The organism is Aquincola agrisoli (assembly GCF_036621135.1).
GTDB classification, from domain to species: Bacteria; Pseudomonadota; Gammaproteobacteria; order Burkholderiales; family Burkholderiaceae_C; genus Aquincola; species Aquincola agrisoli.
This window is the reverse complement of record NZ_JAZIBG010000048.1, coordinates 132,995-152,616: the sequence shown is the minus strand read 5'-3', so window position 1 is coordinate 152,616 and position 19,622 is coordinate 132,995. Positions and strand designations below refer to the sequence as shown.

Sequence of the window (19,622 nt, the reverse complement as noted above, 5' to 3'; positions counted from 1 at the left end):
CGATGCGACAGGCCGTGCGCGTGCTGCTGCTGGTGGAGAACAACAGCTACCCCTTCGACTTCCGCGTGCGGCGCGAGGCCCAGGCCCTGCGCGACGCCGGCTACCGCGTCTCGGTGATCGCGCCGCGCGCGCCCGGGCAGCGGTGGCGCGAGGAGATCGACGGCATCCGGGTGCACCGCTTCCCACAGCCGCCGGGCGGCCGGGGCATCGCCGGCTATGCGTTCGAGTTCCTCTACGCGACGCTGGCGATGGGCGCGCTGGCGGGCTGGGTGGTGCTGCGCGAGGGTGTCGACGTCGTGCATGCCGCCAACCCGCCCGACGTGCTGTGCGCGATCGGCGCGGTGGCCGGGCTGTGCGGCAAGAAGTTCGTGTTCGACCAGCACGACCTGTCGCCCGAGATCTACCTCTCGCGCTCCGCGCGGCAGCGCAAGGACATCGCCTACCGATGCCTGCGGCTGGCCGAGCGCTGCGCCTACGCGGCGGCGGACGTCGTGATCGCGACCAACGAGTCGTACCGCCAGCTGGCAATCGAGCGCGGTGGCAAGCCGGCCGACAAGGTCTTCGTGGTGCGCAACGGGCCGCCGCTGTCGTACCAGCCGATGCCGCCCGACCCGGCGCTGCGCGGCCGGGCCGCACACCTCATCGGCTACGTCGGGATGATCGGTCCGCAGGACGGGCTCGACTATTGGCTGCGGGCCATCGCGCACATGGTGCACCGCCTCGGGCGGCGCGACTTCCTCGCCGTGATCATCGGCCACGGCGATGCGCTGCCGGGCATCCAGGCCCTGGCCGGCGAGCTGGGCATCGAGCCGTGGGTGCACTTCACCGGGCTGCTGCCCGAGCAGGAGGCGCGCCGCCACCTGTCGGCCACCACGGTCTGCATCCAGCCCGACCCGTCCAGTCCGCTCAACGACAAGTCGACGATGAACAAGATGATGGAGTACATGGCGCTCTCCAAGCCCAGCGTGGCCTTCGACCTGCCCGAGACGCGCCGCTCGGCCGAAGGCGCCGCGCTCTACGCGCAGGCCAACGACGAGCAGGACTTCGCCGCCCGCGTCTGCTGGCTGCTCGACCGGCCCGAGGAGTGCGCGCGCATGGGCGAGATCGGCCGCCGCCGCGTGGCCGAGTCGCTGGCCTGGGAGCATTCGGTGCCGCGGCTGCTGCGCGCCTACGCCGACGGGCTCGGCCTGGGGCCGGCATGAAACAACCGGCACCGACCTCTTTGCCGACCTCTGCGCCGGCCGGGCGCATGGCCGGCTCCCCCGCGGCGGCCATCCGCACCGTGCCGTGCCCCGCCTGCCCGGTGTGCGGCGCCACCGGCGCCTGGCTCTACCGCGGCCTGCACGACCGCCTCTTCGGCGCGCCGGGCGCCTGGGGCGTGCGGCGCTGCCCGGGCGCGGACTGCGGCTCGCTCTGGCTCGATCCGTCGCCGCTGGCGGCGGACCTCGGGCTGGCCTATGCGCGCTACTACACCCACGCCGACCGGCCCGCCGAGCGGCCGGCCCCTGCCGCCCGCCCGCTGCACAGGCTGCTGGGCCGGCTGCACCGCCGCTACCTGGCCGAGCGCTACGGCTACGGCCCGGCCGGCCGCGTGCGCTGGGGCATGCTGCTGATGGCCGGGCTGCGCGCCCGGCGCGACGCCGCCGACGGCGAGGTGCGGCTGCTGCCGGCGCAGGCCGGCGGTCGCCTGCTCGATGTGGGGTGCGGCAGCGGCGAGTGGCTGGCCACCATGCGGCGGCACGGCTGGCAGGTGGCGGGCGTGGAGTTCGACGACACCGCGGCCGCGCTCGCGCGCTCGCGCGGGCTCGCGGTCGCCACCGGCACGCTGGAGCAGCAGCGCTTCGCGCCAGCGAGCTTCGACGCCATCACGCTGAACCACGTGATCGAGCACGTGCCCGATCCCGCCGCCACGCTGCGCGAATGCGCGCGCCTGCTGCGCCCGGGGGGCCGCCTCGTGCTCTTCACCCCCAACGCCGCGAGCCTGGGCCATGCCTGGTTCGGGGCGTGCTGGCGCGGCCTGGAGCCGCCGCGGCACCTGCAGGTGCTCTCGCCGCCGGCGATGCAGCGGCTGCTGGACGGTGCAGGCTTCGCCGGGGTGCGGGTCGGGCCCTGGGTCGCACCGTCGATCGTGCGCGAGAGCGCGCTGCTGCGCGACGGCGCGGCGCGGGGACGCGGGGCGGCCTGGACCTCCGCGTGGTTCTGCCTCGCCCAGCGGGCGCTGCTGTGGTGGCGGCCGGCCTGGGGCGACTGCATCGCCGCCACGGCGCAGCGGCCATGAACGCGCGCCAGGCCTTCGATCCCGGCGCCGCGCCGCGGGGCGCCCCGCCGGCCGCGCCGGCCCGCCGGCGGCTGCGCATGCTCGTGGCCATCGCCTGCTACGGCGAGCGCAACCTGCCGCTGCTGCGCTGGGTGATCGCCGGGTACCGTGCGATGTCGCTGTCGGTCGACGTGGTGGTGCTGTCCGACGCGCCGAAGGACCTCGGGCCGGACGTGCGCGTCGTGGTCGGCCTGCCGTCGAAGAACCCGTGGTCGCTGCCGTTTGCGCACAAGCGGCTCTTCGTCGAGCAGGCCGAGGCCTACGACCTGTTCGCCTATTCGGAAGACGACATGGAGGTCCTGCAGCGCCACGTCGATGCCTTCCTGCGCATCTCGCCGCTGCTGGCCGACGACGAGATCGCCGGCTTCCTGCGCTACGAGGTCGACCGCGAGGGCGGCGTGTGGCTGCCCGAGGCGCATGGCAGCTTCCACTGGAAGCCGGCGTCGGTGCAGCGGCGCGGTAGCGAGACGGTGGCCGAGTTCAGCAACGAGCACGCGGCGTTCTTCCTGCTCACGCGCGCGCAGCTGCGCCGTGCGATCGACTCCGGCGGCTTCGACCGCGCGCCCGCCGAGGGCCGCTACGACATGCTGTGCACCGCCGCGACCGATCCGTACACACGCTGCGGCATGCGCAAGGTCGTCTGCGTGAGTGCGCTGGACGACTTCCTGATCCACCACCTGTCCGACCGTTATGCGGGGCAGCTCGGCATGTCGCTGCCCGCGGCGCAGCAGGAGGTCCGCACCCTGCTCGCGATCGGCCGCGGCGAGCATCCGGCCACCCGGCTGCTGGCGGGCGAGACGACGATCGACCAGGGCGAATGGGCCAAGGCCTACCACACGCGCCGGCCTGCCGGCGGTGCCGCGCCGGCGCCGGAATGCCTGCCCGGCGGGGCCCGCAGCGTGCTGTCGATCGGCTGCGGGGACGGCGAGGCCGAGGCCGCATGGGTCGCGCGCGGGGTGCGCGTGACCGCGCTGCCGCTCGACGCCGTCGTCGGCGCGGGCGCCTCCGCGCGTGGCGTCGAGGTGCTGTACGGGCCGCTGGAGGAGGGCCTGGCCCGGCTCGCCGGCCGGCGCTTCGACTGCGTGGTCGCCAGCGACCTGCTGCACCTCGTGCCGCAGCCGCAGGCGGTGCTGGCGCAGTGCGTGGCGTTGCTCGCACCCGGCGGCACGCTGCTGCTCGAAGGGCCGCACTTCGGCACGCTGCGCCTGTGGGCGCGCCGCCTGCTCGGCCGCGGCGAGGCGCGCCTGCTGCGCTCCTACCAGGAGAGCGGCGTGCACACCGTCGGCCCGCGGGTGCTGCGGCGCCTGCTGCGCCGCGAAGCCCTGCAGGTGGCGTTGCGCTGGTCGGGGGGCGGGCGGGGCGCCCGCTGGTGCCCCGGCTGGCTGCGGCCGTGGATGAGCCCCCGCTGGGCCCTGCAGGCACGGCGATGAAGCACCACGACGCCCCCCCGCGCCGTGCCGGCGCCGACGCCTTCCTGCGCTCGAACAGCGATGCCTACGAATGGGCCGTGCGGCGTTGCCAGTCCTTCGACCCGGTGCGCCGGCCCGAGGCGGCGCTGGCGGCGGTGGCCACGGCCGCGGGCTTCGCCGCCGCGTTCCATGCGGGCCGCTTCGCCGACGGCGCGATCGAGAACATCGCGCTGCGCATCGGCAGCCTGTCGTACCCGCTGCCGCCCGACGACCTGGGCATCGTGATGCGGCCGCCGCAGCATCCCGGCCGGCGCCGGGTGCTGCACGTCGCCACGCACATGGTCGGCATCGCCGGCCACGCGCGCATGCTGGGCCACTGGGTGCGCAGCGACGCGACGCGCTGCCACTCGCTCGTGCTGCTCGACCAGCAGGCGCGGCCGGTGCCGGCCTGGCTGATCGAGGCGGTGCGCGCCAGCGGCGGCGACTTCGCGAGCCTGCCGTCGTATGCGCCGGTGCTGGACCGCGCGCGCTGGCTGCGCGAGGTGGCGCGGCGCGATGCCGACCTGGTGGTGCTGCACCACGACGGCCACGACGTGATCCCCGTCGTCGCCTTCGCCGTGCCGGGCGGCCCGCCGGTCGCCGTGCTCCACCATGCCGACCACCAGTTCTGGCTGGGCAGTTCGGTGGCCGACGCGGTGATCCACCTGCGCTCGCCCGCGTGTGCCCACAGCGCGGCGCGTCGGCAGGTGGCGGTGAACCTCGTGCTGCCGGTGCCGCTGGCCGTGCGCGAGGAGGTGCCTTCACGCGCGCTGGCCCGCCAGGCCCTGGGCATCCGGCCGGACCGCACGGTGCTGCTGAGCATCGGCCGCGAGGTGAAGTACCGGCCCTGCGGCGACTTCGACTTCGTGGCCACGGCCGGGCGCATCCTCGAGCGGCTGCCGGGAGCGCACCTCTATGTCGTCGGCGCCACGCCGGCGGCGCTGGCGCCGCACCTGCGCAGCGTGCCCCACGCCCGGCTGCACCTGGTGGGCAGCGTGGACGATCCGTCGGTCTACCGCGCCGCCGCCGACGTGTACCTCGAATCCTTCCCCTTCGGCTCGCAGACCGCGCTGCTGGAGTCCGCCCTCTGCGGCCTGCCGGTGGTGCCGGCGTATGCACCGCTGTTCGAGCTGCTGGTGGCCAACGACGACGCGGTGGCGGACCTGCTGCCCAACCCGCCCGACGAGGCGGCCTACATCGACCAGGCCGTGGCGCTGGCGCAGGATCCGGCGCGGTGCGCCGCAGCGGGCGCCGCGCTGCGCGCGCGGCTGCTGGCGGACCATGTGGGTGCCGGCTGGCAGGCACGGCTCGAGGCGGTCTACCGGGTGACCGACGGCCTCGTGCACCGGCCGCACACGCTGGCGCCCAGCGGGCCCGTGCTGTCGCCGGCGGACGTGGGGCTGAGCCTGTGGCACGTCGCCGCCGACGGGCGGCATTTCGCGCCGGTCGGCCCGCAGGACATGCTGCCGGTGGCCGTGGCCAGCCACAGCGCCTACGTCTCGCGCGTGGTGCGCGATTTCAGCGGCGCGCGCTGCCGTGCGTGGCGGGCGGTGACGCTGGATCCGCTGTCGGCTGCACGCTGGCGTGTGCTCGGGGTGGCGCTGCTCGGCCCGTATGCGGGCACGCTGCGCCGGCTGGCCGCGGCCACGACATGCCGGGAGGCTGCCGCATGAACGGCGTGGCGGCAGGCGGCGGCATGCACCTCGTGCTCGCCGCCGACGGGCGCTACGCGATGCCCCTGGCCGCGGCCGTGGCCTCGGCGGCACGGCGCACCGATGCGCGGCGCGGCATCGTCTTCCACCTGCTGCACAGCGCGTTTCCGGCGGCGCTGCGCCGCAAGGTCGAGCGCTCGCTGCAGGGCGCCGGCCGGCCGCTGGCGCGCATCGAATGGATCCCGCTGGAGATGGGCCGCCTGGCGGGGCTGCGGCTGGTGCACGACTACATGAGCCCGCTGATCTACGCGCGCCTGCTGATCCCCGACCTGCTGCCGGCCGACGTGGGGCGGGCGCTGTACCTCGACGCCGACATGGTGGTGCTGGAGGACCTGGCCAGCCTGTGGGACACCGACCTCGGCGGGCGCTCGGTGGGCGCGGTGCGCGACCGCATCGGCCACGTCGGCGCGCCGGGGGGCCTGGTCAACCACGCCGCGCTCGGCATCCCGGCCGATGCGCCGTACTTCAATTCGGGCCTGCTGCTGATGGACCTGGCGCGGTGGCGGGCGCTGGGCATCGGGCGGCGCGTGGTCGAGTACCTCGAGACCCACCGCGACCTGATCCAGATGGGCGACCAGGACGGCCTCAACGCGCTGCTGCACCACGACTGGCACGAACTGCCCTTCCGCTGGAACTGGCAGACCCTGCCGCGCATGCACCGGCAGGGGCCCCCGACCTGCTGGTCGCCCGCGTCGGCACACCAGAGCATCGTGCACTTCAGCTCGTCGGAGAAGCCGTGGCTGCCGGGCTGCGAGCTGGCGGACCGGCGGTTCTTCTTCGAGGCCGTCGACCGCACCGCCTGGGCCGGCTGGCGCGTGCCCGCGTGGCGCGAGGCGTGGGTGCGCATCAAGCGCGCGCTGCGCGGCGGGCAGCGGCGGCTGCAGGGGGCGCTGGCGCCGGGCCGGCGTGCGGCGTAGTCAGTCGGCGTACTGGCCGGCCGCCTTGGAGGAGGCGAACATCTGGGCGGTATACCCCGCAAGGCCCGAAGCCTTCTCCGACGTGGGGGTGGGTGAACCGCGGCTGACGTCCCCACGCCGGGCGGGCAGGGCCCTGGCGTCCGGGGCTTAGGTGTTAACCCCCGACCGCCTCAAGGGTGTTGCTCCGCGCACCGATACGGTGTTTGGCACACGGGCCATCGCGCCCTTTGGCCGCCGCATCCGGCGGGTGCCGTCCCCCCCTTCGCACACCCTTGCACATAGGAGCCAGTTCCATGTCCTTTGTTTCGCTCAAATCGCTCGCTTCCGGCATCGCCGCCGCCGCTGTCCTGGGCCTCGGCCATTCGGCAGCGGTGGCCAACGTCTCCAAGGACGAGGCCGTGGCGATGGTCAAGAAGGGTGTCGCCGCGATCAAGTCGATGGGCCCCGAGAAGGCCTACGCCGAGTTCAGCAACCCGTCCGGCCCGTGGGTCGACCGCGACCTCTACCTGGTCGTCTTCCGCCTCGACGGTACGACGCTCGCGCACGGCGCCAATGCCAAGCAAGTGGGCGTCAACGTGATCGACCGCAAGGACGTCGACGGCAAGGAGTTCGTCCGCGAGCGCATGGAGACCGCGAAGACCAAGACCAGCTTCTGGCAGGACTACAAGTACACCAACCCGACGACGAAGAAGATCGAACCGAAGACCATGTACTGCGAGAAGCAGGCCGACACGGTGGTCTGCGGCGGCATCTACAAGTAATACGGGTGCCGTCGACACGGCGGCGCCCCTTCACGTTGTTGGGAGGTAGGCAATGAAGATTCGAGGGAAGATCCTCACCGCGCCCGCCGCGGCGATCGTGATCCTGCTGCTGACGGCGGCGTTCTCTGTGCTCATGATGTCGCGCCTGAACGATAGGATCGACGGCTTTCGCCAGGGCGCGCTGCTGCAGCAGCAGGCCTCGCTGACGGCGCGCGGGCATCTCTACGCGGCGCACGCGCTGGCCTACCGCACGCTGACGTGGGGCGCCAACCTCAGCAACGCCGACCTGCTGGCCGCGCGCGAGAAGACCCGGGCCATCGTCGCCCAGGCCGCCGAGGAGCTCTCCAAGGGCCCCGAAGGCGCCGAGCGCGACAAGACGCTGGCCGACGTCGCCAGGTTCTCGAAGTCGCTCGACCGGTCGCTCGAGATGTCGGCGATCGACCCCAACGACGGCATCACGCAGATGGCCGACGCGGACCGCCAGGCCACGGCGCTGGCCACCGAGGTCGACCGGCGCGTGGCGCAGGCCAATGCGGATGCCGAGGCGCTGTTCGCCGATGCGGACGCCTCCTTCAGCAGGATGCTCTGGGTCATCGGCGCCGTGGTGGCAGCGGCCGTGGTGCTCTGCGCCGCCGTCGCGCTGCTGGTCAGCCGCGGCCTGCTGCAGTCGATCGGCGAAGCCAATGCCGTCGCCAGGCGGCTGGCCGCCGGCGACCTGACGGGCGAGATCCGCCGCCGCTCGGCCGACGAGCTGGGCGACCTGGTCGAGGCCCTGGGCCGCTCGGTTGCCAGCTTCCGCGAAGCCCTGCGCACGGTGCAACAGGCGTCCAGCTCGATCCATGTGGCCTCGTCCGAGGTCTCGGTCGGCAACAACGACCTCAGTGCGCGCACCGAGCAGCAGTCGAGCAACCTGCAGCAGACCGCCGCGTCGATGGAGGAACTGACGAGCACCGTCAAGCACAGCGCCGACAGCGCCGACCAGGCCAACGACCTGGCCACGCAGTCGTCCGCGGTGGCGGCGCGCGGCGGCGACATCGTCGGCGAGGTCGTCAGCACGATGGGCCAGATCCGCGACAGCAGCCAGAAGATCGCGGAGATCATCGGCGTGATCGACGGCATCGCGTTCCAGACGAACATCCTGGCGCTGAACGCCGCGGTGGAAGCCGCGCGGGCCGGCGAGCAGGGCCGCGGCTTCGCGGTGGTGGCTGGCGAGGTGCGCACGCTCGCCCAGCGCAGCGCGGTCGCGGCGCGCGAGATCAAGAGCCTGATCGGCGTATCGGTCGAGCGGGTGGAGGCGGGCTCGCGGCTGGTGGACGATGCCGGCCGCACGATGGGCGAGATCATGCAGCAGGTCCAGCGCGTGGCGATGCTCATCAGCGAGGTGACGACCGCCACGCGGGAGCAGAGCAGCGGCATCGGCCAGGTCAACGTCGCCGTCGCCCAGCTCGACCAGATGACGCAGCAGAACGCGGCGCTCGTCGAACAGAGCGCGGCGGCGTCGGAGAGCCTCAAGGACCAGGCGACCCGGCTCTCCGCGGCGGTCTCGGCCTTCCGCCTGGAAGCCGCCTGAGGTGGTCGAGGACTTCGCCACCCGCCAGCGGCGCTTCATGTGCGGCGACTGCGACGAGCTGTTCGTCAACCGCGCGGCGCAGGCGCACGCCCGGCTCAGTGTCACCCGGGCCCACAAGCACCCGGGCGGCCTGTCGCAGGGGGTGACGTTCCACTACCGGTGCGCGACCTGCGGTTTCGTCTGGTCGCGGGCCGCCGGATCGCTCACCGGATCGGCCTCGTGGATCGAGGGCCGGCCGTCGGTGCACGGCGCCGAGCTGCCGGCCGCGCGCCCCGCCGTGCCCCCGTGGCCGGCGGCAGGTTGCCGGTGGTCCTGAGCGGCCCCGCGGCCGGCTAGGCGCGCGCCGCCTGCGCGGCGGCGATCGTCTCGCGGTAGACCTCCAGCAGCCGCACGCCGGCCGCTCGCCAGGTGATGTCCGGCGTGCCGGCCAGGCTGGCCGCGCGCAGGCGTTCGAGCAGGGCGCGGTCCTCGTGCAGCGCGGTGATGTGGCGGCTCAGCGCCTCGACGTCGCCGGCCGCATGCACGAGCGCATCGTGCTCGTGGCGGCAGACGGCGCCGGCCGCATCGGAGACCAGCAGCACGCAGCCGCTGCCGCGGGCCTCGTAGGTCACGAGCGCGCTGCCTTCCTCCACCGAGGGCAGCACCAGCACGTCGGCATCGCGCATCAGCGCCGGCATGTCGGTGCGGTGGCCCAGCACCTCGACGCTGGGATGGGCCAGCCAGCGCGACAGGCGCTCCGCATAACCCGGCACGAAGGCGCCGGCGATCCGGAAGCGGCCGTGCTGCGAGGCTGGCGACGCGAGCCAGGCGGCCAGGGCATGGTGCAGACCCTTGCGCGGCGCGCAGCCGCCAGCGAACAGCATGACCAGGCCCTCGCGCTGCGGGCGGGGCCCGGGCGCGGGCTGGAACACCTGCTCGTCGTAGCCGTAGCGGTGCCGCGCCAGGCGCTGCGGCGGCACGCCGTCGTCGAGGAAGCTGCGCGCGACGAACTCGGACGGGCAGAGCAGCCGCGTCGCGAGCGCGTACTCGGCCTCCTCCCGCTGTAGCACGTGCTCGTTGTGGGCGTGCTCGTGGTTCGGCGGCAGCGGCACGCCGACGCGCTCGCATTCCTGCCGCACCACCTCGTAGGCGAAGCGCGTGCGGGCATTGGGCCGCTCCAGCAGCGTGGGCACGCCGTAGCGGGCGGCCACCTGCAGCGTGCGCAGGGCGCCGAGCGGCCAGGCGTGCAGCAGGTCGATGCGCGCGTGCTCACGTTCCAGGCGCGCGGCCACCACGCGGTCGTGCAGCCAGAACGCACGCATGCTGCCGATCATGCGGTAGGGCAGCCGCCAGCCGCCGCGCGCGAGCGTCGGCTGCACGCCGACCGTGTCGGGCAGGGGGCGCACCACCGCGCCGGGGTGAAGCTGCACCTGCGCTCCCGCCTCGGCCAGCCCCCACACCTGGTACCACGCAGTGGTGCATATGCGGTCCGCGCCGATCTTGTGCGGGAAGCTGTAGAGCACGCGCACCGCTGCGTCCATCGCGGGCTCCGGTTCAGCGCAGCCTGCGTGCCGGCGTGCCGGCCACCACGCAGCCCTCGGGCACGTCGCGCACCACCGTGCTGCCCATGCCGACCAGCGCCCCCGCGCCGATGCGCACGCCGTTGCGAAGGCTGCTGCCGCTGCCCAGGTAGCAGCCTTCGCCGACGTGCACGCCGCCGGCGACGGTGACGTTGGCGCAGACCAGGGTGAAGCTGCCGACCTCCGCATGGTGGTGGATCACGCTGTTGGGCAGCACGCAGACGTGCGAGCCCAGGGTGGCGTCGGTCGTGACCACGGCGCCCGCCATCAGCAGCAGGTTGCGGCCCAGCCGGGCGCGGGGCGACACGCTGGCGCGCGGGTGCACGACGGTGGCCCAGCGCTGCGGCGGCACGCCCAGCCCGGCGATCGCCGCGGCGCGCTGCGGGTAGCTCTCGGGGCCGCCCGGCACCGCGAGCACCAGGGCTTCGGGGTGCTCGGCCAGGGCGCCGCGGCCCAACACCGGCACGCCATGCACCTGCGGCGGCAGGCGCCCGGGCTGGTCGTCGATGAAGCCGATGCAGCGGAAGCTCTCGCCCAGGCAGTCGAGCGCCTCGAGGCCGCTGCCGTTGCACGGAAAGATCAGCAGCGCCCGCGGGGCGGGCCCGCCGGCGTCGGCCGGGTTCACGTCACGCTCGCGAGCGAGGCCTGTGCGGGCACGGCCAGGCGGCGCACCGCCTCGGCCACTTCGGCCGACTGCGCTTCGGTCAATTCGGGGAACATCGGCAGCGACAGCACCTCCCGGGCGGCCTGCTCCGCATGCGGGAACGAACCGGCCGGGTAGCCGAGGTCGGCAAAGGCCTGCAGCAGGTGGATGGGGAAGGGGTAGTGGATGCCGGTCTGGATGCCGGCCTCCGCCAGCCCCTGCTGCAGCGCCGCGCGTTCCGCGCACCGCACCGCGTACACGTGGTACACGTGCCGCCCCCAGGCCATCGCCTCGGGCAGGCCGACGTCCGCCTGCGCGAGCAGCCGGTCGTAGCGTGCGGCCGCGGCCCGCCGCGCCTCGGTCCAGGCCTCCAGGTAGCGCAGCTTCACGTTGAGCACGGCGCCCTGGATGCCTTCGAGCCGGTAGTTGTAGCCCTTGAGCACATGGTGGTACTTGCGCTCGGCGCCCCAGTCGCGAAGCATGCGCATGCGCTGCACGGCCTCGGGGTGGTTGCTGACGACCATGCCGCCCTCGCCGCAGGCGCCCAGGTTCTTGCCCGGGTAGAAGCTGAAGCAGCCCATGTCGCCGATGCTGCCGGCGCGCCGGCCCTTGTAGAGCGCACCGTGCGCCTGCGCCGCGTCCTCGATCACGACGAGGCCGTGGCGGCGCGCGATCTCCATCAGCGGGTCCATGTCGGCCGTCTGGCCGAAGAGGTGCACCGGCAGCAGCACCTTCGTGCGCGGCGTGATCGCCGCCTCCACCGCGGCCGGGTCCATCGTGAAGCTGCGCGGGTCGATGTCGACGAAGACCGGCGTCGCGCCGGTGTACTGGATCGCCGAGGCGGTGGCCATGAAGGTGAACGGCACTGTCACCACCTCGTCGCCGGGGCCCGCGCCGGCGGCCAGCAGCGCCAGGTGCAGCGCGCTGGTGCCGCTGTTGACACCCACGCCGTGCCGCGTGCCGCAGTACTCGGCGAACGAGGCCTCGAACGCCGCCACCTCGCGCCCGAGCGTGAACTCGCAACTCTGCAGCACGCCGCCGATGGCCGAGAGCAGCTCCTCGCGCAGCGCCGCGTGCTGCGCCTTCAGGTCGACGAAGGGGATCATGCCGCCACCTCCTGGCGCAGGTAGACGGTCTCGCCCTTGCGCCGCATCGACGCGCTGGCCGCCTCGATGAGCTGCACCACCCGCAGGCCGAGCCCGCCGCCGGTCTGCGGCAGCCTGCCATGGTTGACACAGTCGACGAAATGCTCGCCCTCGTTGCGCAGCGCCTCCGTCACCGCCAGGCGCGGCGCCCACATGTCGCCGCTGCGGTAGCCGACGCGCATCTCGTGGATCTGGCCGGGGTCGTCGGTGAAGCTGACGCCCTTGTCGTAGACCTTGACCTTCTCGCTCGGCTCCAGGTCGTCGTAGGTGATCATCTTGCGGCTGCCGCCGACCAGGATCTGGCGCACCTTGACCGGCGCCAGCCAGCTCACGTTGGCGTGGGCGATCGTGCCGGAGTCGTAGAACAGCGTCACGTAGGCGAGGTTCTCCGGCGTGCCGGGGAAGTGGTTGATGCCGCTGGCCGTGACGGCCACCGGCTGCTCGTCGAGGATGTGCGCGAGGATCGCGAAGTCGTGCACCGCGAGGTCGGCGATGACGCTGACGTCGCGCTGGAAGAGGCCCAGGTTCACGCGGATCGAGTCGTAGTAGTAGATGCGGCCCAGCTCGCCGCCGGCGATCAGCTCGCGCATCTTGCGCACCGCGGGCGTGTAGATGAAGGTGTGGTCGACGATGAGCGTGAGGCCGCGCTCGTCGGCCAGCTCGACGAGCTGCCGCGCCTCGTCCGAGGTCTGCGCCATCGGCTTCTCCATCCACAGGTGTTTGCCTGCGCGCAGCACGGCCATGCCCAGCTCGAAGTGCGTGTCCACCGGGGTGGCCACCGCGATCGCATCGACCGCGGGGTCCCGCAGCAGGTCGCGGTAGTCGGTGGTGGTGGTGATGGCGGGGTAGCGCCGCTGGACCGGATCGAGCCGGGCGCGGTCCAGGTCGGCCACCGCGACGAGGCGCAGGCCGGGTGTTTCCGAGAAGTTGCGGACCAGGTTGGGTCCCCAGTAGCCGTAGCCGATGACGCCGATGTTGATCATTCGATCCTCCTCCCGTGGACGCTGCGCAGGCTAAGCGCCGGCCGCGGCGGCGGATTGAGCCGACTCAATGCCGGCACCGCCGTTGTGAGGGGTGCCGCCCACCCGGCCGATGACCCGTGCGGGCACGCCCGCGACGACGGCGAAGGGCGGCACGTCGTGCGTGACCACGGCGCCCGCGCCGACGAGTGCGCCTTCGCCGATCGTCACGCCGCACACGATGGTGGCGTTGCTGCCGATCGAGGCGCCCCGGCACACGCGTGTCGTCGTCAGGCACCAGTCGGCCTCCGACTGCAGGCCGCCTTGCGCGTTGGTGGCGCGGGGCAGCCGGTCGTTGGTGAACATCACGCCGTGGCCGACGAAGACCTCGTCCTCCAGCGTCACGCCCTCGCAGATGAAGCTGTGCGAGGAGACCTTGCAGCGTGCGCCGATCACGGCGTTCTTCTGCACCTCGACGAAGGTGCCGATGCGGCAGTCGTCGCCGATGCGGCAGCCATACAGGTTGACCAGCGCGGGGTGGAGGATGGTGACGCGCTGGCCCAAGGCGACGCTGTCCGAAACCGGCATGGCGGCACTCCCGAAGTGAACGATGGACCCCACGATGCCAAGGGCCGGGCCGGCCCCGTTGAGGGTGCTCAATGCCGGCCGCGGGAGGCGGCCGGATAGTGGGGGCACGTACCGGCCGCGCGGCCGGCGGGAGCAGGCATCGGGTCCGCAGCCATGACGCAACCGGTTCTTCCATCGCTGATCGACAGGCTGCACGGCGTGTCGCGCATGTCCTGGCGCCGGCGCTGGCTGGCGGTGGGCGTGGCGTGGGCCTTCGCGCTGGCGGGCGCGGTGGTGGTGCCGCTGATCCCGCAGCGCTACGAGGCGCGTGCGCTCGTCTACGTCGATACCCAGTCCGTGCTGAAGCCGCTGATGGCCGGGCTCGCGTACCAGCCCGACATGGACCAGCAGGTGCGCCTGCTGGCGCGCACGGTGGTGTCGCGCCCGCACATGGAGTGGCTCGTCGACCAGCCCGGCATGGGCCTGCCCATCGCCACGCCGGCGCAGCGCGAGGCGACGCTGACGCGGCTGATGAAGCAGATCCGGCTGACCATCGGCGACGCCGGCCTCTACACCATCAGCTTCCGCGACCCCGATCCCGAGGTGGCGCGCCGCGTGGTCGAGGCGACGGTGACGCTGTTCGTCGACACCTCGTTCGAGGACAAGCGCCGCGACTCGCAGGACGCAAGCCGCTTCATCGCCGACCGCATCGCCGGCTACGAGGCCAAGCTGGTCGCGGCCGAGGAGCGCCTGAAGCAGTTCAAGCTGCTGCACTTCGGCACCACCGGCGTGCATGCGCAGGACTACTTCAGCCGCATGTCGATGCTGTCCGACGAGGTGGTCAAGCTCAGCGTCGACCTCAAGGCGGCCGAACGCGCGAGCGAGGCCTACCGGCGTGAGATGGCGCAGGAGGAGGCCCGCGTCGCCTCCGATCCGGACCTGGAGCCCACCGGGGCGCCTTCGCCGGTGGCGGCCGCGCTGGCCAACACCTGGAAGCAGCTGGCCGACCTCTCGAACCGCTATACCGAGGCGCACCCGGAGATCATCAGCCTGCGCGAGCAGGTCGTCCGCCTCGAAGGCCAGCGCGCGGCCGAGGCCGCGGCGCGGGCGGCCTCGTCGTCGCCGGGCCGGGCGCGGGCGGCGAACCCCGTCTACCAGCGGCTGCGCGTGGCGCTGGTGGAGAGCGAGGCGCAGGTCGCGAGCCTGCGGTCGCGGCTCGATGTGGAGCAGCAGCGGCTCGACGCGGCCCGCGCGGTGGCCGGCAAGGCGCCGCAGGTCGAGGCCGAGCTGGTGCAGCTCAACCGCGACTACGACGTGATTCGCAAGAACTACGAGCAGCTCGTCGCGCGCCGCGAATCGGCCTCGCTCGGCGTGCAGCTGGACGAGTCGTCCCGCATGGCCGAGTTCCGGGTGGTGGAGCCGCCGCGCGTGCAGCCGGGGCCGGTGTTCCCCGGCCGGCCGCTGCTGGCCGCGGCGGCCGCGGCGCTGGCGCTGCTGGCGGGCCTGGCGGCGCCGCGCCAGGCCGAGCGCCTGCGGCCGACGTTCACCGACGTGCAGTCGCTGCGCAAGTTCACCGCGCGGCCGGTGCTGGGCACCGTGTCCACGTCGCCGCACCAGCGCTCGCACCAAGCCGAGCGGTCGGAGCGGCGGCGCGTGGCGCTGGCGGTGGGCGCGCTGCTGGCGGTGCAGGCGGCGTGGATCGGCTGGATCGCGCTGGGGGCCGCGTCATGAGGGCCCCTGGACGCGACGAGGGGCAGGCATGAGTCTCATCGAGCAGGCCGCGAACCGGCTGCAGGCGCTGGCGCGCACGGGGGTGAAGCTGCCGTGGACGCCGCTCGGCGCCGAGAGCGCGGCCCCGTTGAGGCCAGGGGTGGCGGCGCGCATCGCGGCCAGCCCGGTGGTGCAGAAGGCGCCGCCGCGCCAGGGGCACCAGGTCCAGATCGACCTGGCGCGCCTGCAGCGGGCGGGCCAGCTCGTGCCCAGCCTCGACGGCAGCCGCATGGCCGACGAGTTCCGCCACCTCAAGCGCAGCGTGCTGCGCCTGGCGGCCGACCGGGACGGGCCGGGCCAGCGGCGCAACGCGCTGGTGATGGTGACGAGCTCGGTGCCGGCCGAAGGCAAGACCTTCTGCGCGATCAACCTGGCGATGAGCATCGCGATGGAGATCGACACCTCGGTGCTGCTGGTCGATGCCGACGTGCTGCGCCCCGGCCTGCCGGACCGCCTGGGGATGCCGTCGACCAAGGGCCTGTTCGACGCGCTGCTCGACCCGGGCCTCGACCTGTCGGACCTGATCCTGTGCACCAACATCCCGAAGCTCTCGGTGCTGCCCACGGGCACGTTGGGCACACGGTCGGCCGAACTGCTGGCCAGCACGGCGATGAACCGGCTGCTGGAGGAACTGGCGTGCCGCTACGACGACCGGATCGTCATCTTCGACGGCCCGCCGCTGCTGGCCACGCCCGGCGCGCAGACCCTGGCCGGCCGCGTCGGGCAGGTGGTGATGGTGGTGGAGGCGGGCCGCACGCCGCGGCGGCTGGTGGGCCAGGCCTTCGCGATGCTGGAGCAGTGCCCGAACGTCGTGTCGATCCTCAACCGCTTCGACACGGCCCGCGAGCCGCTGCTGGACGGGTACTACGGCCATCCGCGCGAGAAGCGGCTGCCGTGAGCGGCGGGCGCTACCGTGCGGACGCGTCCCCGGCACCCGCCGGCCTGCCGCCGGCGAACCCCGCGCGGCACTTGACGCCAGCGGTGATCGCCCCGTCGGGGTTGGGCAGTTCCAGGCGCACGCGGAAGGTGCCGCTGGCGGCGTCGACCACGCGGTCGATGTGCTTGATCTGCGCGGTGTAGCGCCCCTTGAGCGGCGCCTCGGGCTCGATGGTGGCCGTCGCGCCCACCGCCAGCGTGCCGTAGCGCGCGACGGGCAGCACCAGCTCCACGCGCAGCGGGTGCACCTGCGCCAGCTGGATGATCGGCTTGGCGCCGTCGCCGGACTGCGCCAGCTCGCCGGGATTCTGCGTGCGGTCGGTGACGAGCCCGGCCACCGGGCTGCGCAGCCGGCGCTGCTCGATGACCTCCGTCAGCCGGCGCACCTCCAGCTGCGCCAACTCGCGGTTGTCGCGCGCCTCCAGCAGGTCGGCCTCGGCCACCTGGGCGGAGGCGGCGGCCTCGTCGCTGTCCTGCTGCGAGACGTACTTCTGCTTGCTCAGGTCGTCGAAGCGCCGCTCCTTGGCCTGGGCGAACTTCGAGCGGCTTTCCGCCGAGCGGACCGCGCCCTGCATCTGCGCGCGGTAGCGGGCCGCGGCGAGGGTCGCGGCCTCGACGCCCGAATCCAGCTCGATCAGCACCTGCCCCTTCTGCACGGTGCTGCCGCGCTCCACGTTGACGGCCTTGATCAGCCCCGTCACGGGCGAGCGGAGCTCAATGCGCTGGTAGGGCTCGATCAGGCAGTCGTACTGCTGGGCCTGCGACGGGGACTGGGCCTGGGCCGCGCCGGCCAGCCACAGGGCGGGCAGCGTGGCGAGCAGGCGGGCGGGGCGTTGTCGGGTGGGTGTGATGGTCATCGGAGTTCCCCGGTGAACGCAAGCATCGCGTCCACGCTGCGGTCTTGTTTCTGGGTCTGCCGCCGCACCTGGCGCCCCTGGGCACCGGCGCGGCGCTGGCAGTGGCGGCGCAGCACCTGCAGCGCCGTGCCGCCGGGGCAGCGTGCCGCTCCGGCGCGCGCGGCATGCCACAGGGCGCCGCCGTGCTCGCGGAAGAGCGCGTCGTCGATCGCGACGATGCCGATCGCGCTGCCGGCATCGCCCTGCCGGGCGCAGCGCCCGACGAGCTGGCGGTCGATGCGGGCCGACTCGTGGTATTCGGTCAGGATCACGTGCAGCCCGCCGGCCGCGTCCACGCCGGGCGCGAGCTTGATGTCGGTGCCGCGGCCGGCCATGTTGGTGGCCACCGTCAGCATGCCCGGCTGGCCGGCGCGGGCGACCTGCTCGGCCTCCTCCTTGTCCTGCCGGGCATTGAGCAGCTGGTGCGGCATGCCGGCGGCCTGCAGCACCTCGACCAGTTCCTCCGACGCCTGCACCGAGCGCGTGCCGATCAGCACCGGCTGGCCGCGCGCCAGCGCCTCGGCCGCGTTCTCGACGACCGCGCGCCACTTGTCGGCGGCGCTGGCGCAGCACACGTCGGGGGCCAGCCGCCGGCGGCTCGGGCGGTGGGTCGGGATCGGGACGATCTCCAGCGCATACACCTCGCGCAGCTCGCCGGCCACCTCCATCGCCGTGCCGGTCATGCCGGCCAGCCGGAGGTAGCGCCGGAAGAAGCGCTGGTAGGTGATGCGCGCCAGCGTGCGCGCATGGTCGCTGAGCTCGCAGCCTTCCTTGGTCTCGATGAGCTGGTGCAGGCCTTGCTCCCAGGTGCGCCCGGCCAGCACGCGGCCGGTGAACTCGTCGACGATGTGCACCTTGCCGTCGGCCACGATGTACTGGTGGTCGCGCTCGTAGAGGTGCAGCGCCCGCAGCGCCTGCGCGACGAAGGATTCGCGCGCCCGCGCCACCTGCCACAGGCCGTCCAGGCCCGCGCAGGGCCCGGCCAGCGCCGCGCGTCCGGTGGGCAGCAGCACCAGTTCGCGCCGCTCGGGCGCGAGCGCGTAGTGCAGGCCCGCCTGCAGCGTGCGGGCGAGCTCGAGCGCCTGCGCATACAGCGGGCCGTCCTTGGAGGCCTCGGCCTTCTCCGAGAGGATCAGCGGCGTGCGCGCCTCGTCGATCAGCACGCTGTCGGCCTCGTCGACGATCGCCATGTGCAGGCCGCGCAGCAGCAGAGGCGCCTGGGGCCGGCCGCCCACCAGCGCCTGCAGGTGGCGCTGCGCGCGCGTGGGGGCCTGCTGGGTGGCCACGCGGTCCTTCAGGTAGTCGAAGACCAGTTCCTTGTTGGTGCAGTAGGTGATGTCGCAGGCATAGGCGGCCCGCCGGGCGTCGAGGCTCAGGCCGGTGACGATGGAGCCCGCACGCAGCCCGAGGAAGCCGAACAGCGGCCGCATCTCGTCGGCATCGCGCTCGGCGAGGTAGTCGTTGACCGTGACCACGTGCACCGGCACGCCGGCGCAGGCGGCGATGGAGGCCGCCAGCGCGGCCGTCAGCGTCTTGCCTTCGCCGGTGGCCATCTCGGCGAGGCGGCCGGTCATCATCACCGCCGCGCCCATGAGCTGGGTGTCGAAGGGGCGCAGCCCCAGGCTGCGGCGCGCCGCCTCGCGCACCAGCGCCAGCGCGCGGGCGCTGCCCTGCGGGGCGATCGCCTGCGGGCCTTCCGCCACGAGCGCGGCGCGCAGGCCGGCGTCGTCGAGGGCCTGCACCGCGGCCTCCAGCCCGGCCGCCTCCTGCACCCGCCGCGCCAGCGCGCTGCCCTGCGGCCGCAGTCGCGCGGCGACCGCGCCGAGCTGCGAGCGGGTCCAGCGGTCGAAGCCCTTCTCGGTCGGGTCCAGCCGCTCGGCGTAGAGGCCGGGCGCGATGTCATCCGGTGCAACGAGCGCGGTCATGCACGCACCAGCGCCTCGATGCGCCGCTGCCAGTGCTGCGCCTGCGCCGGGTCGTCGAAGGCACCCACCTCCATCGGCCTGCGGCCCGCCGCGTGCAGCATCAGCGCGAAGAAGTCGGGGTAGTCCATCGATTCCCGCCGCACGATCTCGATGCGGTCGATGCGGTCGAAGCCGATCCGCAGTTGCCGTGTGCCCAGCAGCCCGCGGCGCGTGTGCAGCAGGCAGCGCCCGGCGCGGTCGAACTCGATGCGGCGCGGTCCGCCCAGCGCGATCCGCACGAAGAGGGCGCCCACCAGGCAGGGCAGGACGATGCACGCCACCGCCAGCAGCGTCGAGAGCTCCGGCGTGCGCCACGGTGCATGCAGGGCGAAGGGCACGGGGACCACGAACACCCCCAGGCCCACCAGCAGGATGAAGCCGCGCAGCGGCCAGGCCATCGGGCGCTCGGTGTAGACCAGCCCGCGCGGCGATTCGCTGTAGCCCGGCGCCATGGCACG

17 protein-coding genes and 2 pseudogenes are annotated in these 19,622 nt (G+C 73.5%); 10 read left to right on the top strand and 9 right to left on the bottom strand.

Features of this window, described 5'->3' with window-relative positions; genetic code table 11:
• Window positions 1–2 precede the first annotated feature (2 nt).
• From V4F39_RS22470 to V4F39_RS22435, 8 genes are all read left to right on the top strand, one after another.
• Window positions 3–1,202 carry a glycosyltransferase family 4 protein gene (locus V4F39_RS22470; RefSeq protein ID WP_332292250.1) on the top strand — a complete coding sequence of 400 codons (1,200 nt, stop codon included), beginning with the start codon at window positions 3–5 and terminating at the stop codon, window positions 1,200–1,202.
• Between the two features lie 47 nt (window positions 1,203–1,249).
• Window positions 1,250–2,278 carry a class I SAM-dependent methyltransferase gene (locus V4F39_RS22465; RefSeq protein ID WP_332292249.1) on the top strand — a complete coding sequence of 343 codons (1,029 nt, stop codon included), beginning with the start codon at window positions 1,250–1,252 and terminating at the stop codon, window positions 2,276–2,278.
• The gene (locus V4F39_RS22460) at window positions 2,275–3,747 is read left to right on the top strand and encodes a class I SAM-dependent methyltransferase (protein WP_332292247.1); all 1,473 of its coding nucleotides are present in this window, start codon (window positions 2,275–2,277) and stop codon (window positions 3,745–3,747) included. The genes V4F39_RS22465 and V4F39_RS22460 overlap by 4 nt, the downstream gene beginning before the upstream one ends.
• Window positions 3,744–5,438 carry a glycosyltransferase gene (locus tag V4F39_RS22455; protein ID WP_332292246.1) on the top strand — a complete coding sequence of 565 codons (1,695 nt, stop codon included), beginning with the start codon at window positions 3,744–3,746 and terminating at the stop codon, window positions 5,436–5,438. The genes V4F39_RS22460 and V4F39_RS22455 overlap by 4 nt, the downstream gene beginning before the upstream one ends.
• Window positions 5,435–6,394, top strand: a complete 960-nt coding sequence (locus V4F39_RS22450) for a glycosyltransferase family 8 protein (RefSeq protein ID WP_332292245.1) — start codon at window positions 5,435–5,437, stop codon at window positions 6,392–6,394. The genes V4F39_RS22455 and V4F39_RS22450 overlap by 4 nt, the downstream gene beginning before the upstream one ends.
• A gap of 293 nt (window positions 6,395–6,687) precedes the next feature.
• Complete coding sequence (locus V4F39_RS22445; protein ID WP_332292244.1) at window positions 6,688–7,155, top strand: cache domain-containing protein; 468 nt, start codon at window positions 6,688–6,690, stop codon at window positions 7,153–7,155.
• Between the two features lie 52 nt (window positions 7,156–7,207).
• Window positions 7,208–8,725, top strand: coding sequence for a methyl-accepting chemotaxis protein (locus V4F39_RS22440; protein ID WP_332292242.1), 1,518 nt, complete (start codon window positions 7,208–7,210; stop codon window positions 8,723–8,725).
• 1 nt (window position 8,726) lies between these two features.
• A complete protein-coding gene (locus tag V4F39_RS22435) occupies window positions 8,727–9,041 on the top strand; it encodes a hypothetical protein (protein ID WP_332292241.1) in 315 nt (104 codons plus the stop codon).
• Between the two features lie 16 nt (window positions 9,042–9,057).
• Here V4F39_RS22435 and V4F39_RS22430 read toward each other — a convergent pair whose 3' ends face one another.
• The 6 genes and pseudogenes from V4F39_RS22430 to V4F39_RS27235 all read right to left on the bottom strand — a co-directional run.
• Window positions 9,058–10,245, bottom strand: a complete 1,188-nt coding sequence (locus V4F39_RS22430; protein ID WP_332292240.1) for a glycosyltransferase family 4 protein — start codon at window positions 10,243–10,245, stop codon at window positions 9,058–9,060.
• A 13-nt stretch (window positions 10,246–10,258) separates the two neighbouring features.
• Window positions 10,259–10,909, bottom strand: a complete 651-nt coding sequence (locus tag V4F39_RS22425; RefSeq protein ID WP_332292238.1) for a NeuD/PglB/VioB family sugar acetyltransferase — start codon at window positions 10,907–10,909, stop codon at window positions 10,259–10,261.
• Window positions 10,906–12,033, bottom strand: a complete 1,128-nt coding sequence (locus V4F39_RS22420; RefSeq protein ID WP_332292236.1) for a DegT/DnrJ/EryC1/StrS family aminotransferase — start codon at window positions 12,031–12,033, stop codon at window positions 10,906–10,908. Before V4F39_RS22420 ends, V4F39_RS22425 begins: the two co-directional genes overlap by 4 nt.
• Complete coding sequence (locus tag V4F39_RS22415) at window positions 12,030–13,055, bottom strand: Gfo/Idh/MocA family protein (RefSeq protein ID WP_332292235.1); 1,026 nt, start codon at window positions 13,053–13,055, stop codon at window positions 12,030–12,032. The genes V4F39_RS22420 and V4F39_RS22415 overlap by 4 nt, the downstream gene beginning before the upstream one ends.
• Before the next feature lie 111 nt (window positions 13,056–13,166).
• Window positions 13,167–13,301, bottom strand: a pseudogene (locus tag V4F39_RS27240) (DapH/DapD/GlmU-related protein); the annotation flags it as partial.
• Window positions 13,302–13,457: 156 nt separating this feature from the next.
• Window positions 13,458–13,619: pseudogene (locus V4F39_RS27235) on the bottom strand (N-acetyltransferase); the annotation flags it as partial.
• Between the two features lie 153 nt (window positions 13,620–13,772).
• Here V4F39_RS27235 and V4F39_RS22405 point away from each other — a divergent pair.
• Window positions 13,773–15,329, top strand: a complete 1,557-nt coding sequence (locus tag V4F39_RS22405; protein WP_332292233.1) for an XrtA system polysaccharide chain length determinant — start codon at window positions 13,773–13,775, stop codon at window positions 15,327–15,329.
• A gap of 28 nt (window positions 15,330–15,357) precedes the next feature.
• Window positions 15,358–16,266, top strand: a complete 909-nt coding sequence (locus tag V4F39_RS22400; RefSeq protein ID WP_332292232.1) for an XrtA-associated tyrosine autokinase — start codon at window positions 15,358–15,360, stop codon at window positions 16,264–16,266.
• Window positions 16,267–16,276: 10 nt separating this feature from the next.
• On the opposite strand, the gene V4F39_RS22395 is transcribed toward V4F39_RS22400, so the two are convergent.
• The 3 genes from V4F39_RS22395 to V4F39_RS22385 are packed head-to-tail and all read right to left on the bottom strand — an operon-like array spanning window position 16,277 to window position 19,616.
• The gene (locus tag V4F39_RS22395; RefSeq protein WP_332292231.1) at window positions 16,277–17,161 is read right to left on the bottom strand and encodes an efflux RND transporter periplasmic adaptor subunit; all 885 of its coding nucleotides are present in this window, start codon (window positions 17,159–17,161) and stop codon (window positions 16,277–16,279) included.
• Complete coding sequence (locus V4F39_RS22390; protein WP_332292230.1) at window positions 17,158–19,125, bottom strand: preprotein translocase subunit SecA; 1,968 nt, start codon at window positions 19,123–19,125, stop codon at window positions 17,158–17,160. Before V4F39_RS22390 ends, V4F39_RS22395 begins: the two co-directional genes overlap by 4 nt.
• Entirely contained in the window at window positions 19,122–19,616 is a 495-nt protein-coding gene (locus tag V4F39_RS22385; protein WP_332292229.1) for a hypothetical protein, read from the bottom strand. Before V4F39_RS22385 ends, V4F39_RS22390 begins: the two co-directional genes overlap by 4 nt.
• Window positions 19,617–19,622: the final 6 nt, after the last annotated feature.